The organism is Endozoicomonas sp. ALC020, from assembly GCF_049275935.1.
GTDB lineage: Bacteria > Pseudomonadota > Gammaproteobacteria > Pseudomonadales > Endozoicomonadaceae > Endozoicomonas_A.
In genome coordinates this window covers 1,663,586-1,678,394 of the sequence record NZ_CP184830.1, presented here as the reverse complement: position 1 = coordinate 1,678,394, position 14,809 = coordinate 1,663,586, and the positions used below count along the sequence as shown (strand labels likewise).

Genomic DNA, 14,809 nt, shown 5'->3' with positions numbered 1-14,809 from the left:
CTAAGAGCGTGAAGACCAGAGTTTTACGACACTGTTTGAGCATTGGAACAAGTGGTTGTTTTTGAAAAAATGCCTGTTTTCTTGATTTATTAATCTCTTGGTCTAACTTTCCTGTTCAGAAAAAGCACAAAACGCATCTAAGGATTAAGTTTGAAAAAAACACTCTCTTCGTCATTGCTCTTATTGCTGGCGTGGCTGGCTGTTACCTGTCACGCCGAATCGTTGAAAACACATTTTATTGTCGAGTTTGAACACGACGGAGGCGTTTCGGAAGGAAGCTTTTTTATACAGCGTGATCTTGATGCGTTGTCGTATAATCCATCATCCGTCGCAGACATAAGTGATGACGCAGGACTAATTTTGCCGCCTGATGACAATTCACACAGAGTTGGCGGTTATGGCGCAACAAAGTCCCTTATTGAATCGATCTCGTGGGAATTAATTTACGTTAGTCATCTGCTGGTTGCTTACAAATTGATTCTGACCACCGGCGACACCCCTCTGAGCGCCAAATCTTATTCATGGATGCTCGCAGAGGCGTTTGCCACTCTTGGCTTGCTTTTGAAAAGCTATTGGAACCCCGATTCGCCGCTGTTTAACCCGATGGATCAACTGGACCCGGTATCTATGTTGGCACAGGGAGATCACCCGGTTTTGATCACCACCAAGACAAAACCCCAAAATGGCGAAGGACAAAACGGGCAACAAAACCAACCACAAAACCAGCCATCTCAATCGCAAGCCTCAGGAACAACTCCCCATCTTACAACTGCTTTGTCCAGCCTCATGTCCTCAGGCTCTGGGGGCGGTAATCAGGGCCCTGAGCAACCCCGGCATACTCTGAGTTTCAATTGTTATGTCGATTCCTGCAATGGCTTTTGCAGACTCCGACAATTCGGTAGCAGTGAATCAGTTGCAGGGGCGCGGAGTTCCGAAAGAAGTTCGACGGGCCACACTAATCGTGACATGACAGGAGCGCCAACCTATCAGCTGGGAGTCGGTAGTTCTATACTTATTGTCATTCCATCAATCGCATTTCGCGACCGACAAAACTCAGTAGCAATCGGCCATCTTGCAGCTGGTTTCGACCCCTCGACTACCAGTGAACCTTGGGTTCGTACCGTCATGTCACGTTCAGAGGTCGGCAGGTTCCCATTTGATCGATTTCGGCCATATGGCGTTATGGTAAGCGACGTTCATGGTCATCTTAGGGAGCTTGGGAACCACACTATGGGTTCTAATTGTTCCTTCGATTCCTGCAATGGCTTTTGCAGACTCCGACAATCCGGCGATAGTGGATCAGCTGAAGGGTCGTTGAGATCCGAAGGAAGTTCGGCGGGCCACACTAATCGTGGCATGACGGGAATGCGAAACAATCAACTAGGAGTCGGTGGTTCTTTGCTTATTGTCATTCCATCAATTGCATTTCGCGAACGACAAAACTCAGCAGCAATCGGCCATCTTGTGGCTGGTTTCGACCCCTCGACTACCAGCGAACCTTGGGTTCGTATCTGCATAGGACGTTCAGAAGCTGCCAGGTTCCCACTTGATCGATTTCGGCCATATGGCGTTATGGTAAGCGACGTTCATGGTCATCTTAGGGAGCTTGGGAACCATACTATGAGTTCTAATTGTTTCTTCGATTCCTGCAATGGCTTTTGCAGACTCGGAGAATCCGGTGGATCAACTGAAGTGTCGCTGAGATCCGAAGGAAGTTCGGCGGGCCGAACACAAACCTTTCAGCCACAAGCTGGTGGATCTTCGGTTAGTGTCATGCCATCAAGTGCAAGTGGTGCAGGACAAAACTGGCGACAAAACCAACCATCTCAATTGCAAGCCTCAGGAGCAAGCTTGCATTCTCTGCCTGGTTTCAACCTCACGTCTTGCGGCTTTGGCCGTGGATCTTCGTTTCTTAACGCCCTATTAGCCGTGTCATTATCAATTTCGCGACTTCCGCCAATAAGCGGCGCTCATAATCATTCAACGGAGCTTGCGGGCATCCCGGAAGATTCCAGCGATACCCATGGAGCAGGGTGGGATGTTGATTCCGATATGGATGTCGATCCCTATGAGGAGTAGTCCGCAGTGCTCAATAAACCTGTAACTTGTTCCCGGGCTCCAGAGGTCGTCACAAAGCTCTGGTTCCCACGCTGGGACCCACCGGACCTGGACGTAGGAATGCGTTGCGAGAGTTATGCGATACCGGCAAAAGCCAGAGGTTTGGGGGTCTCAAACTTTATTACAAAGCAGCAATGAAGTTTTTCAGGGTAATAATAATCAAAACCAGTACCATCAGGGAAAAGTCCAATCCTCCCAAAGGCGGAATTACTCGTCTGATCCTGCTGCTCAGAGGCTCGGTCAGTTGATGCAGCAGCATCAGGCCCGGGTTGTAACTGCCGGGTGCTACCCAGCTGGCAATAGCGATGACGATCAGGCTGAACATATAAATGTTCAAAACTTCACCTGCCAGCTCCTTAAGGCTGACAATCAGCACCTGGGGAAAAGGAATCGCATTAGCGGCAATACCCTGAACCATAAAGAGTACGTAAACCAGCAGTATCTGCAAGATCAGGGCAAGGACCAGAGCAGCCAGATCCAGACCACCCATTCCCGGAATTACTTTCCTGAGCGGGTTCAGTAGCGGTGAAGTGACTTTGACAATGGCCTGGGAGATGGGGTTATAAAAGTCTGCTTTAACCAGTTGCAGCAGAAAGCGCAGCAGTACAGCCATGATATACAGACCTCCCAGGGTCTGTATCAGAAAGACGAGGCTGGAGGAGAGTGCTGACATAAAAATCCTTCGTGTTTAAACAGCCATGGTTAAATAAAAGTGAGCAAGCCGGGGAAGCAAGGTGGCTTATGTGGCTGAGCCCAGTGTCCTGACCAGTTTACTATGAAACTTCCGGTTGCGGGAAATAGAGGCTCCTAGTCAGCCAGTTGTTCTGCCAGTTCCGCACCCCTTTCTTTTGCAGCCTTAACCGCCTTGTAAACCACCGCTTCAAAGCCTTCCTGTCGGAAGGTTTTCAAAGCCCGTTCAGTGGTTCCGCCGGGAGAGGTGACTCTTCTGCGAAGCTCGGCAGCATCAACATCACTCTGAACGGCCATGTTTGCAGCTCCCAGAGCGGTTTGCAATGAAAAACGTTCAGCGGTTTCATGATCCAGCCCCAGCCTGACCCCGGCTTCTGCCATGGCTTCCATCATCAGGAAAAAGTAAGCCGGACCCGAACCTGATAAGGCGGTGATGGTATCGACCTGTTCTTCTTTGTCCAGCCAGTGAAGAATGCCAATGGGTGAAAAAATCTCATTGGCAATGGCTTTCAGTTCATCCGTTACCCAGGGATTGGCGAACAGGCCTGTCGCACCACAATGCAGAAGTGATGGCGTATTGGGCATACTGCGGACAATGGGCAGGCCGCCGCCAGTCCAGACATCCAGACTATCTAGGCGGATACCGGCAGCTACAGAAATAATGAAGGGCTTATGCGCCTGAAGCACGGAGGCCAGTTCAATCAGAACCGCTCTCATCATCTGAGGTTTAACAGCAAGCACCACAATTTCAGCCTTTTCTGCTGCTTCCAGATTGCTGGTAGAGGTATGAATACCGAGTTGGTCAGAACATTTTCTGGCACTTTCCTGCGTTTGGCAGGAAGCGAATATTCTCTCTTTCGGCCAGCCGTGTTCAATCAATCCACCCATGATGCTGCTGGCCATATTGCCAGCACCGATGAATGCGATGGTCTTATTGGTCATTCCTGACTCCTTGATGGTTCTGACTTCTGGCCCCGAAAAGAGCCGTACCAATGCGAACCATGGTTGCCCCTTCAGCAATGGCTGCCTCCAGGTCACTGGTCATTCCCATGGACAATGTGTCCATAGTTAGATGGTGCTCACGGTTAAGAGATTCAAGGGCATTTGCCAGCTTTTTAAAGGGAGCCCGCTGTTTAACTTCATCTTCTTCCGGTGCGGGTATTGCCATCAGTCCGCGCAGCTGAAGCCTGGGGAGTTGGGATATGGCTGCTGCCAGTTCAGGAAGTTCTGTCAGAGTGACCCCGGATTTACTTTCTTCTTCGCTGATATTGACCTGAAGACAGATATTCAGGGGCGGAAGTTGTTCCGGGCGCTGATCATTGAGTCGTTGGGCAATTTTAAAACGATCGACACTGTGTACCCATTGGAAGTGACTGGCAATATCGCGGGTTTTGTTCGATTGGATCGGTCCGATAAAATGCCAGACCAACCCTTCCAGATCGCTGAGTTGGGTTATTTTATCCACAGCCTCCTGCAAATAGTTTTCGCCAAAATCCCTCTGACCCAGCTGCCAGGCCTCGGCAATCATCCCGGCAGGTTTGGTTTTACTGACTGCCAGAAGTTTTACCTGACTTTCCCGGCCGCTGGCTTGCTCAGCTTTGTGAATTCTTTCAAAAACCTGGTCGAATTGACTTTTTAATAAGGTCATCAGCCTGTACAGTAGTTGGTTAATAGGTAGAAACCGATATTTCGGTTGAACATAAGAAGGAGTCCCGGTCTATTTTACCTGCGTCCGGGTTTCAGGGGGAAATTCATGGACATAACCGAACTGCTGGCCTTCAGTCACAAGCAAGGCGCTTCGGATCTTCACATCTCAGCCGGCCTGCCACCCATGATTCGTATAGACGGGGATATTCGCCGGATTAACCTGCCTCCCATGGATCACAAGCACGTTCACAGCCTGATCTATGACGTCATGAACGACAAGCAGCGAAAAGACTACGAAGAGAAGCTGGAAACTGACTTTTCGTTTGAAGTCCCCGGCGTCGCCCGCTTTCGTGTCAACGCCTTTAACCAGAGCCGCGGAGCCGGTGCTGTATTTCGTACTATCCCCAGTAAAGTGCTTTCGATGGATGAACTGGGCATGGGTCAGGTGTTCAAGGATATTGCTCTGAAGCCCCGGGGGCTGGTACTGGTGACGGGCCCTACAGGTTCCGGTAAGAGTACCAGTCTGGCGGCCATGATGGATTACATCAATGACAACAAGTATGAGCATATACTAACCATCGAAGACCCCATTGAATTTGTTCACACCTCGAAAAAATGTCTGGTCAACCAGCGGGAAGTTCACAGGGATACCCACAGTTTCAGCGACGCACTGCGCTCGGCACTTCGTGAAGACCCCGATATTATCCTGGTGGGTGAGATGCGCGATCTTGAAACCATTCGTCTTGCGCTGACGGCTGCAGAAACCGGTCACCTGGTTTTTGGAACTCTGCATACCACCTCCGCAGCCAAGACGATAGACCGTGTGGTGGACGTATTCCCGGGAGCTGAAAAAGCCATGGTGCGCTCCATGCTTTCAGAATCCCTGCAGGCAGTTATCTCCCAGACCCTGCTCAAGAAAAACGGCGGCGGACGTGTGGCAGCCCACGAGATTATGATCGGTACTCCTGCTATTCGTAACCTGATTCGCGAAGACAAGATTGCCCAGATGTACTCTTCCATCCAGACCGGAGGTGCCCTGGGTATGCAGACACTTGACCAGTGTCTCCACGAGCTGGTGAGAAAAGGCTTGATTGCCAAAGATGTGGCTCAGGAAAAAGCCCGGGACCCGGAAAACTTTTAACCATGGATATCAATCGTTTACTAAAAGTGATGGCCGAAAAGAAGGCCTCTGACTTATTTATCACGGCTGGCTTTCCACCCAGTTTTAAACTCAATGGCAGGATTGTTCCTGTCACCAGGGAACCTCTGGCACCTGCCATGACCCGGGACATGGTCTACGGTGTGATGGATGAGGATCAAAAAGCCGAATTTAATCGCGAGCATGAATGCAACTTTGCAATATCAGCCTCTGGAATAGGCCGCTTTCGTGTCAGTGCTTTCTACCAGCGAAATCTGGCTGGCATGGTATTGAGAAGGATTGAGACCGAGATCCCGACACTGGATCAGCTGAAGTTGCCGAAGGTGATTAAAGACCTTTCCATGACCAGAAGAGGCCTTGTGCTTTTTGTTGGGGCGACCGGTGTTGGTAAATCGACTTCCCTTGCGGCGATGCTCGGGCATCGGAATGAACATGCCTGCGGGCACATCATCAGTATTGAAGACCCGATCGAATTTATCCATCAGCATCGCAAATCCATTGTCACCCAGCGTGAAGTAGGCATTGATACAGAGTCGTATGCCGTGGCTCTGAAAAACACCCTGCGACAGGCACCGGATGTCATCATGATTGGTGAAATAAGGACCCGTGAAACTATGGAATATGCCTTGGCATTCGCAGAGACAGGGCATCTCTGTCTGGCGACACTGCACGCAAATAATGCTAATCAGGCACTGGAAAGGATTATCCATTTCTTCCCGGCGGATCGCCATAGTCAGATATGGATGGATTTATCCCTGAACCTGAAAGGCCTGGTTGCCCAGCAGCTGGTGAGAACCCGGGATGGCAAAGATCGCCGGGCAGCCGTTGAAGTCCTTCTCAATACACCCTTGATTCAGGATACTATCCTTCACGGCAATGTTCATGAACTCAAGAGCATTATGAAGAAGTCCCGCGAGCTGGGTATGCAAACCTTTGATCAGGCGTTGTTTGAGCTTTATAACAATCGAGAAATCACCTACGAAGAAGCTCTGGCGCATGCGGATTCACCCAACGATCTGCGTCTCATGATCAAGCTGGGGCCAGAGGCTGATGGGGAGCATCTGACCAAAATGGCAGACAAGCTTAGTTTGCAGCATGAGGAGATCTATTAGAGCCCGATTGAAGCCCGGTATCAGAGCCCCTTGAGGGAGGGAGTATCGTAGTCCGGGCACTCTTTAATGTAATTCTGTTGAAGGGTTACAAAATCCTCTTTGGTGAAAATATCGGTATGGATGTCTGCTTTGGTGAGACGGTTCAGGCAGCGTTCCTGCTTTGTCGCCGTTTCACGCAATTCTCTTGGCAGCAGAATGACGTTCACCAGCTCTCTGTTGCCTTTCATATCCACCTGCTCCACTAAACTGCCTATGCAACATAGCGCACAATCTGGCAGGCCTTTCGTCATTCGCTGTGCGTAGTCTGCCTTCATCCCGTAACCAACGAGCGCACTGGGTGTTACTTTGCGCCGGATCTCAAATTTCTGAGGCGAAATAATAGACAGGTGTTCAATACTTCCGAAGCAGCGATCACCGCCTTCAACGAGCAAAGTCTGGGTCAGTGTCGTGTTATTGGGGACCTGCTTTTGCAGTGAGATACCCTCAACCAGAAAAGCATGGCTAAATGTGCCGCTGCCTCCGTAACTGACAGAATAACTCATCAACACCTGCTGGTTTTCCATCTGCCCAATCAATGTATAGCTGGAATAAGTGGGTAAACCGGTTTCACTGTTGTATTCGGGTTGATCATTTTTTTCAAAAACAGCCTGCCATGGGGTAGGCTGCTTGAAAGGGTAACTGAGGTATTTGTTCATGCAGTCATTCAGGTCGATGGTCTTCTTGCCTGACGACTGGCTGCCTGCTTCCAGATTGGCGAAAGGTTCAAAGCAGAGAGGGTGAATAATTTCCCTCTCACCGGCCTGGGATTTCAGGCACAGGGTAGCCAGAAACAGAATAAACAGAGTTGAAAGAGCGTAGCTAGAGTACCGGGTTGTTCTCATCGTTCATCCAGCCTTCCAGTATGATTTGTGCTGCCATACCATCGACGGGACTAGAGCCATAGTGCCCACTGTGGCCCAGTTTGTTTGCCCAGTCTTTGGCTTCAAAAGAGCTTAGACGCTCATCCGCTTCGAAGAAAGGCAGGTTGTAACGACCATGGAGACGTTTGCCGAACTTTCTGGCTCGCATCGACATCGGGGACTCGGTGCCGTCCATATTCAGAGGGATACCCACCACGACGGCATCCGGCTGCCATTCTTCAATCAGCGCAGCAACATCGGTCCAGTTTGGAATACCATCTTTTGCTTTGATAGAAGGTAATGCTGTCGCCGTTCGAGTCACAGCCTGACCGACAGCCACACCAATATTACGTGTACCAAAGTCAAAGCCCATTAGGGTATTCAGTTTTTTTTCAGTCATGTTTTCTTTAACGTTGCCAGAGTGAGCCTTTTGCTGAGGGGGGCTATGAGTGGCCAACCTGATCAGTGAGCAGCCGAAGATCGACGCCCAATGAGTTGGCGGCAGCATCCAGACGTCGCTGGAAAGGCGTTTCGAAAATAATCTGTTGATTGGCCTTGCAGGTGAGCCAGGCATTATCAGACAACTCTTTTTCAAGTTGACCGCCACCCCAGCCGGCATAGCCCAGGGCCACCAGTGAAGCATCAGGGCCTTCATCCCGGGCCATGGCGAACAGAATGTCTCTGGAAGTGGTTAGCGCAAGCCCATGACTGATTTCAAGACTGGAATCCCATCGATCGCTGCCAGAGTGGAGAACAAAGCCCCTTTCAATCGCCACCGGGCCGCCGGCATAAATGGTGTCGGGACTGAGGAAGCATTCGTCAGCATCGCTGATGCCTACCTGACTGAACACTTCACCCAGCGTCAGATCGGTCGGGCGATTAACGATGATTCCCAATGCGCCAGAGGGATTGTGTTCACAAACCAGAGTCAGAGTACCCGCAAAAGAAGTATCTGCCATGCGAGGCATAGCAATCAGGAAGTGGTTTTTGAGGCTTTGAAAGGTTTCACTGCTCATGGTGGGAGTATCAGGGCAAACGGTCCCGATGGCAAATAAAGTGCTCAATGAATATTCGCTCAAAAACGTTACTGGCTAAATAGTCTGTCACCTTTTTCAAAGCGCCAGGTACGAATGATCTCGACAATGTCGTAATCCCGTAAATCGTCAGTGAAGGGTGCGTAGGGAGAAGCTAACCTGACAATTCGGAGAGCCGCATCATCTAAAACGCTGTAACCCGAAGATTTTAAGATTTCGACACTGGACAGAGTGCCATCACGATTGATTGCCACCATCAGACGGAGCTCGCCGTACAGTTGTTGTTGGCGGGCTTTGGCAGGGTAGTTCAGGTTACCGATACGTTCGACCTTCTGTTTCCAGGCATTTTTGTAAGCGGCACCGGGCTCAAGCATGGTGGAGGCTGAGTACAGTCTTTTCACATTAGGGCGCCTGGCGTAGGCCTGGCGCTGGTCACTGAGTTGAGCTTCGAGGCTGGCAATCTCCTGACGCAGATCGATCTGTTTGCTGGGCTCAGCCTTTTTGGGTTGTTCATCTGTGGGCTGGTCAATAACGTCAGTGTCCTGAACTTTTTTTTCACTCTCAGCCCGAGTAACGACCTGAGATGTTTTCTTTGCTTGCGTTTCAGGTGCAGCAGCTTCCTGTGGCTGAAGCTCAACCTCGTTGATTTTGTTGTCCTGTATGTCGGCTTTTCGGTCGGTAGTGGGTGTGGCTTTTTTTTCAAGTGTGCCACTGCCCTGCTGATTCAGCTGGGCCAGGAAGTCGGCATCTTCCGGCTTTTTCTGGCTCTTGTAGGTCGCAAGGGTGACTTCAAGCGTTTTCGGAGGTGGAGCTTTGTCTTCAAGTCCAAAAGACAGACCGAGCACAATCACGGCATGAATAGCGGCTGCCATAAAAACGGTAAAGCCTAGGCGGTCGGCAGAAGAAACGGTCGTCATTGACGGAGTGGGCCTCTTGGGTAGTGCATCCTGAATCTTATAGTTGATCTCCCTGGGGCCTGGAAGGTTATCACAATACCTCACCAGCTACATAAGCATTGTCATCAATGAGCATAGGGTACGCAAGTACTGCTTGCGGGGTTTGGGGACATATTTCCAATGGCTATAGGTGTCAGGCCTACTTACTTGCCGTATGGTAACGAAAATTGTGTATTATTGAGGTCTGAGAAAGTTCGGTACACCCATCATTATCAAATTTACATTTAAAAATCTGGGGTATGTGGATCAGGGATCAATAGAGTTGGGAGATATGACTCTGATCTGTGGTCCAAATAATGTCGGCAAAACCTGGCTCAACTACGCTATGTATGGCTTGTTGAAAGATTACCCTTTTATAGCCTCGTTTAATCTTGAACCTGAGATTTTTAAGAATTTGAAGGAGCACGGAACTGCAAAGCTCTCGTTGACAGACTATGCGGGAAAGCTCGATCAGATTCTCAAGAACATGTCTGATCGTTTTAGCCACAATCTTGGGAAGTACTTCAACACGGATTCCGACCTGATGTCGAAAGCCAGGGTGGGTCTGAAGCTTGAAAACTATACGCTGGATTTGAGTGAAAATATCCATCGAGTAGTGAGATTGGGTAGAAAGGATGTGCTACTTGTCTCTAAAGAGGCAGGGGATAATACTCTTATTGTCACGCTTCAGGATACTGATTCAGATCTACCTGAGCCTGCCATTATTGATATTGTAGAGCGGGAGCTGGCCAGGACGCTTCTTGGTGCTTGCATATTGACACCTTTTGTACTGACTTCTGAAAGGACTGGTATTTCTCTTTTCTATAAAGAGCTGGATCTTAGTAAGAATATTCTGGTTGAGCATTTGTCCGATAGCAGCAAAAAGGGGATTAACCCATTCAAGTTGTTGAATAGTATGCGTTCCAGATACGCAGAACCTATTAAGGATAATATCGATATTATTCGTGATACTGATAATATTGCAAAGAAAAAAAGTTTTCTTAAAGAAGATAAAGCAGGTGAATACAAGCCTGTTTTTGATACGTTAAGAGAGATTATTGGTGGCGGTTTTAAAACTGTAAATGACCAGGTCCTTTATCAACCTGTTAAAGAGCGAAACAGGGATAAAACTGCTCTACCCATCTATCTGGCTTCTTCTTCGATTAAGTCACTGTTTTTGTTGGATCTGTATATCAATTCTATAGCTGAAAAAAACAGTGTTCTGATTATTGACGAGCCAGAGTTAAATCTTCACCCAGATAAGCAAAGGCAAATGGCCAAGTTACTGACCAGGTTAGTTAATGCTGGTATTAAAGTTGTTATGACTACTCACAGCGATTTTCTGGTGCGTGAAATAAATAACAGAATCATGCTTAATGTTGATTTCAAAGGGCGATCCCACCTCATGAAAGAACATAAGATGGTCAAAGAAGATATATTACGGCCAGAACAGGTTAAGGCGTACACAGTACACTCTGATCATAAAGTTCATCAGTTGGAGGTCACTGAAGAGGATATTGATACCGATGTTTTTGATCAAAAAATAGAGGATGCCAATGCATTGCAAGATGACATTTATTATCAGATGTATTGAATTCAGGGGCTTGGTTTTATGAGATCTGAATTTCTTGCTTTGCTTGCACCAGAGGTTATATTGCCCATAGTGGAAAGGTCAGGCATGCTTACAGTTACTGTTACTTGTTTAAAACCCTATCATGGTTATACTTGGGTAAAATATTAGGGGGAAAGTACCATGTCACTTATAGCTGTCAGGAAGTCCGGTGGAGCAAGTATCGTCAGTATACCCAAAGCCGTACTGAAAACCTTGGGGATAAAAGTAGGGTCAAGGCTGAATCTGTCCATTGAGGACAACAAGATTGTCTTGTCCCCCGTCGAAGAAGAGTTAACTCTTGAAGCTCTGCTTGAAGGAAGTCCGGCTGAACGTCTGGTCATAACAGACGAGGACAAAGAGTGGCTGGACATGCTGCCTGCTGGTAAGGAAATTTGATGTACATACCGGATCGGGGCGATATTATACTCATCAATTTTGAACCCAGTATTGGCAAGGAAATCATGAAAACCCGCCCTGGTTTTGTGCTTTCCCGGAGACTTCTTAACCAACATACGGGCCTCGCTATCATCGCTCCTATTACCAGTACCATTCGAGGCGTCAAACTGGAAGTGCTGTTAACCAAAACAATGACGACCCACGGGTCTATTCTGGTTCACCAGATGAAATCCATGGACTTTGAGTGCCGGGCTGCTCGTTTTGTAGAGAAATCGCCGGAATCAATCATCGATCAAGTAGACAAGATAGCCAAGTTAATTATCTCCTGAAAATTTATTAATCACTATCGATTGTTAGTCTTGCCAACAGAGTTGTCATTATAGTCAGGATGACTTTTCTATATCTTTTTAAAACATATTTATTGCTTATCCAAAGTGATAGGTATCTTGATTAACTTCCACGGAGGTAATTGATATGAATACTCAAGGATATTCAGCTGCCACTTATATTCATAGATTGGATAATATGATGATCGACCGAACACTCATTGATGGAATTAGTGGGTTCGAAGGTGGTGAGAAAAAAGCAATATTTTACTCGGAGCAAGCAAATAGAAATTACCATGTTTCTGTCCGCCCCAGTAATCATACATATAGATTTGTTGATGTCGATGTCACCGCTGAAACAGGCAGGAAAAATATTTTTAGCCGTATTATTGGTGCAGTTTTTGACGCATTTAAAAGGTTTGATGAAAATAAGATGAAAGTTTTTGGAACTCGTGCGCACCAAATGAAGAGTAAACTTGAAAATGATATTCTGAATAAGGCTATAGATACTGCTATTGATCGAGCTAAAGACATTTGTAATAAACCTGACGATGATAAAAAGATTATCGAAGATGGATTTAAAGCCGCAGCTCAGTTTAATAAAAAATTTGGTATTATAGAGGTTGATAATGAAACTCGTTTTACCCTGGCAAAATCTCTTTTTAAAAAATATGGTGATGATTCTTTGCTTCATGAATTGTATCTGGAAATTAAAAGCCATGTCTTGTGGTTTGAAGAAAACCTTATGCGCCTTTTAGGCAACGAAGCCTGGTTGTATTACAATAAAATGGAATCCAGGCTTTTGGAAATCGAAAAAATATTGAATCAAAGAATTATTGTTAGGATCAAATAGATTGGACTGATTTAACTCGTTCCCACGCTCTGCGGGGTGTCGCAAAACTCTCTCCGGCGTGGGAACGCGTTGACTCCCGTCATTGCCGACTTCATTCTCGTCATTGTCGGCTTCATTCTCGTCATTGCCGGCTTCATTCTCGTCATTCCCGGCTTCATTCTCGTCATTCCCGGCTTCATTCTCGTCATTCCCGGCTTCATTCTCGTCATTGTCGGCTTCATTCTCGTCATTCCCGCGAAGGCGGGAATCCACACTGACTCTCCACCAGAACCATACTGCCCGGTGTCCCCCTGGCCTTGTCATCCCCGAGAAGGCAGAGATCCACCGTTGGCGCTGGATTCCCGCCTTCGCGGGAATGACGACTTCAGAGCGTGAGAACGAGCTTTTGAAGTTTTGCGACACCCTCTCTGCGTGGGAATGCATACCCTTAGATCATTACACTTCCACACTAGAGCATTAGAACGAGAAACCTTCTTCCCGGTGAATTTTACCCGTTGCAACCTTTGGTTTTTGACAGAAATATGCACTTATCCTGTTATTGGTCTACTTTGCGTGAACAGAAATAAAAAGTGTATGGACAAAATGTTGAAAAAAATACTTCCTGCGGTGCTTCTTTTGCTGCTCCCGATGTCCGTCGTTTGCGGGGCCGAGGAGCTGGTAAGACATTTTGTTGTCGAGCTTGCAGAGGATCAGGATACAGATCGTTTTTTTTCTATTAAGCCTAACCTGAATTCATTGTCAGGCAGCTCATCAGGTATTGATGACACAAACGGCCTCACAGACTCGGGTTTACTGGCTGATTTCACACCTGGTGGGCTTAACGGTTACGGGTTAGCAGCCACCTTTACCGAGTCAATTTCATGGCAATTGTTTTACGCCACTCAACTGCTGGTCGCCTGCGGACTGGCTCTCACCATCCATGAAGCTCACCTGGGCTCCAAACCTTATTCGTGGCTAGCTGAAGAAGCACTTATCACCGTTGGCTGGCTTTTGAAAAGTTTTTGGGACCCTGATTCATTGTTGTTCAAGCCAACAGATCAACCGGAGGCAATTTCTATTTCGACACAGAGAGATCATCCGTTTGCGATCACCACCATGGTGCTGCCCGGGCAGTGTGAACAAAAAAATGACCCGGCAAACCAGCCATCAGCATCATCCGGTCAGCAGGCCTCAGGAACAACTAACCAACCTGGAGCTTCTTTCATCAGCCCTCTGGATTTCGGCTCTGGCGACGGTAACGGAGACCCTGAACAACAACACCAACATACTTACGGTTTAGATTGTTACGCTGGTTCCTGTCATGGTGTTTGTCAGTTACGACCGCCATCCGATGGCAGTGAGCTGGCTGAATCAGGCGATGATGAGTGCCCTATATGCCTTCAAAAGTTCACTGATTTGTATGTTGTTTCCTGTTGTTTGAAGAAAATTGACAAACACTGTTTGCGAAGGATATTTCAGACCACTCGGCGATCATTAATAAAAGCCTGCCCATTTTGCAGAGCAGACATGAGTTCTACAGCACAATTAGTGGATTTTGCAGAAAGCGAAGAGGTACAGCAGGACTTACCAGGTTCTTATAACGAGCCCCAGCCCCCTTTTACCATTTCCACACAGGCGGCTTATTTCGCTGCCACATCAATAGCAGGGGGGCACCTGACCTGTGGCTTGGCCACAATCAACGAAGATGGCATGGTGCGGCCATGCAGGGCGGTCTTCATGAATGCCTCAGCCCTGTTGGCTCACGCAAGACTAGATCACACCCAAGTGCGAACCTGCCCCGAGTGCCAGATGACCCTGCCAAGTGCTCAAGCTCTGAGGGAGCACAGGAGAAGAGATCACACCGAAGAGCAAACCTGCCCTGAGTGCCAGAAGATCCTGCTAAACGCTCAAGCCCTGAGGGAGCACAGGAGAAGAGATCACACCGGAGAGCAAACCTGCCCTGAGTGCCAGAAGATCCTGCCAGACCTTCAAGCCCTGTTGGCCCACAAAAGAAGAAAACACAGCAGGTAACCATTGGTCAGAGAGGGC

16 protein-coding genes are annotated in these 14,809 nt (G+C 48.0%); 9 read left to right on the top strand and 7 right to left on the bottom strand.

Annotated features, from left to right (window positions below; translation table 11 throughout):
- Positions 1–150 precede the first annotated feature (150 nt).
- Complete coding sequence (locus ACOJUO_RS05525) at positions 151–2,079, top strand: hypothetical protein (RefSeq protein WP_422139182.1); 1,929 nt, start codon at positions 151–153, stop codon at positions 2,077–2,079.
- Between the two features lie 160 nt (positions 2,080–2,239).
- Here the strand turns inward: ACOJUO_RS05525 and ACOJUO_RS05520 are convergent, their stop codons facing one another.
- From ACOJUO_RS05520 to ACOJUO_RS05510, 3 genes are all read right to left on the bottom strand, one after another.
- Complete coding sequence (locus tag ACOJUO_RS05520) at positions 2,240–2,791, bottom strand: YggT family protein (RefSeq protein WP_422139181.1); 552 nt, start codon at positions 2,789–2,791, stop codon at positions 2,240–2,242.
- 134 nt (positions 2,792–2,925) lie between these two features.
- A complete protein-coding gene (gene proC, locus ACOJUO_RS05515; RefSeq protein WP_422139180.1) occupies positions 2,926–3,750 on the bottom strand; it encodes a pyrroline-5-carboxylate reductase in 825 nt (274 codons plus the stop codon).
- The gene (locus tag ACOJUO_RS05510) at positions 3,740–4,456 is read right to left on the bottom strand and encodes a YggS family pyridoxal phosphate-dependent enzyme (RefSeq protein WP_422135729.1); all 717 of its coding nucleotides are present in this window, start codon (positions 4,454–4,456) and stop codon (positions 3,740–3,742) included. Before ACOJUO_RS05510 ends, proC begins: the two co-directional genes overlap by 11 nt.
- Positions 4,457–4,561: 105 nt before the next feature.
- Between ACOJUO_RS05510 and ACOJUO_RS05505 the strand changes: the two genes are divergently transcribed.
- Together ACOJUO_RS05505 and ACOJUO_RS05500 are read left to right on the top strand one after the other, a co-directional pair.
- The gene (locus ACOJUO_RS05505; protein ID WP_422135728.1) at positions 4,562–5,596 is read left to right on the top strand and encodes a type IV pilus twitching motility protein PilT; all 1,035 of its coding nucleotides are present in this window, start codon (positions 4,562–4,564) and stop codon (positions 5,594–5,596) included.
- Between the two features lie 2 nt (positions 5,597–5,598).
- On the top strand, positions 5,599–6,726 hold the full coding sequence (locus tag ACOJUO_RS05500) for a PilT/PilU family type 4a pilus ATPase (RefSeq protein ID WP_422135727.1): 1,128 nt from the start codon (positions 5,599–5,601) through the stop codon (positions 6,724–6,726).
- Between the two features lie 20 nt (positions 6,727–6,746).
- Here the strand turns inward: ACOJUO_RS05500 and ACOJUO_RS05495 are convergent, their stop codons facing one another.
- From ACOJUO_RS05495 to ACOJUO_RS05480, 4 genes are read right to left on the bottom strand one after another with little or no spacing between them, the layout of a single operon-like run.
- Complete coding sequence (locus ACOJUO_RS05495) at positions 6,747–7,607, bottom strand: hypothetical protein (protein ID WP_422139179.1); 861 nt, start codon at positions 7,605–7,607, stop codon at positions 6,747–6,749.
- Positions 7,585–8,025: a Holliday junction resolvase RuvX gene (gene ruvX, locus ACOJUO_RS05490; RefSeq protein ID WP_422135725.1), complete on the bottom strand. Its 441-nt coding sequence runs from the start codon at positions 8,023–8,025 to the stop codon at positions 7,585–7,587. Before ruvX ends, ACOJUO_RS05495 begins: the two co-directional genes overlap by 23 nt.
- A 43-nt stretch (positions 8,026–8,068) precedes the next feature.
- Positions 8,069–8,689, bottom strand: coding sequence for a YqgE/AlgH family protein (locus tag ACOJUO_RS05485; protein ID WP_422139178.1), 621 nt, complete (start codon positions 8,687–8,689; stop codon positions 8,069–8,071).
- 20 nt (positions 8,690–8,709) lie between these two features.
- Complete coding sequence (locus ACOJUO_RS05480) at positions 8,710–9,531, bottom strand: energy transducer TonB (RefSeq protein WP_422139177.1); 822 nt, start codon at positions 9,529–9,531, stop codon at positions 8,710–8,712.
- 268 nt (positions 9,532–9,799) lie between these two features.
- Between ACOJUO_RS05480 and ACOJUO_RS05475 the strand changes: the two genes are divergently transcribed.
- The 6 genes from ACOJUO_RS05475 to ACOJUO_RS05450 all read left to right on the top strand — a co-directional run bounded on the left by ACOJUO_RS05475 (position 9,800) and on the right by ACOJUO_RS05450 (position 14,791).
- Entirely contained in the window at positions 9,800–11,188 is a 1,389-nt protein-coding gene (locus ACOJUO_RS05475; protein ID WP_422140058.1) for an AAA family ATPase, read from the top strand.
- A 159-nt stretch (positions 11,189–11,347) separates the two neighbouring features.
- Positions 11,348–11,602: an AbrB/MazE/SpoVT family DNA-binding domain-containing protein gene (locus ACOJUO_RS05470; protein WP_422135722.1), complete on the top strand. Its 255-nt coding sequence runs from the start codon at positions 11,348–11,350 to the stop codon at positions 11,600–11,602.
- Entirely contained in the window at positions 11,602–11,931 is a 330-nt protein-coding gene (locus ACOJUO_RS05465) for a type II toxin-antitoxin system PemK/MazF family toxin (protein WP_422135721.1), read from the top strand. Before ACOJUO_RS05470 ends, ACOJUO_RS05465 begins: the two co-directional genes overlap by 1 nt.
- A 145-nt stretch (positions 11,932–12,076) precedes the next feature.
- A complete protein-coding gene (locus ACOJUO_RS05460; protein ID WP_422139176.1) occupies positions 12,077–12,781 on the top strand; it encodes a hypothetical protein in 705 nt (234 codons plus the stop codon).
- 69 nt (positions 12,782–12,850) lie between these two features.
- Positions 12,851–13,156, top strand: coding sequence for a hypothetical protein (locus tag ACOJUO_RS05455; RefSeq protein WP_422139175.1), 306 nt, complete (start codon positions 12,851–12,853; stop codon positions 13,154–13,156).
- A gap of 207 nt (positions 13,157–13,363) precedes the next feature.
- The gene (locus ACOJUO_RS05450) at positions 13,364–14,791 is read left to right on the top strand and encodes a C2H2-type zinc finger protein (protein ID WP_422139174.1); all 1,428 of its coding nucleotides are present in this window, start codon (positions 13,364–13,366) and stop codon (positions 14,789–14,791) included.
- The last annotated feature ends 18 nt before the right edge of the window (positions 14,792–14,809 follow it).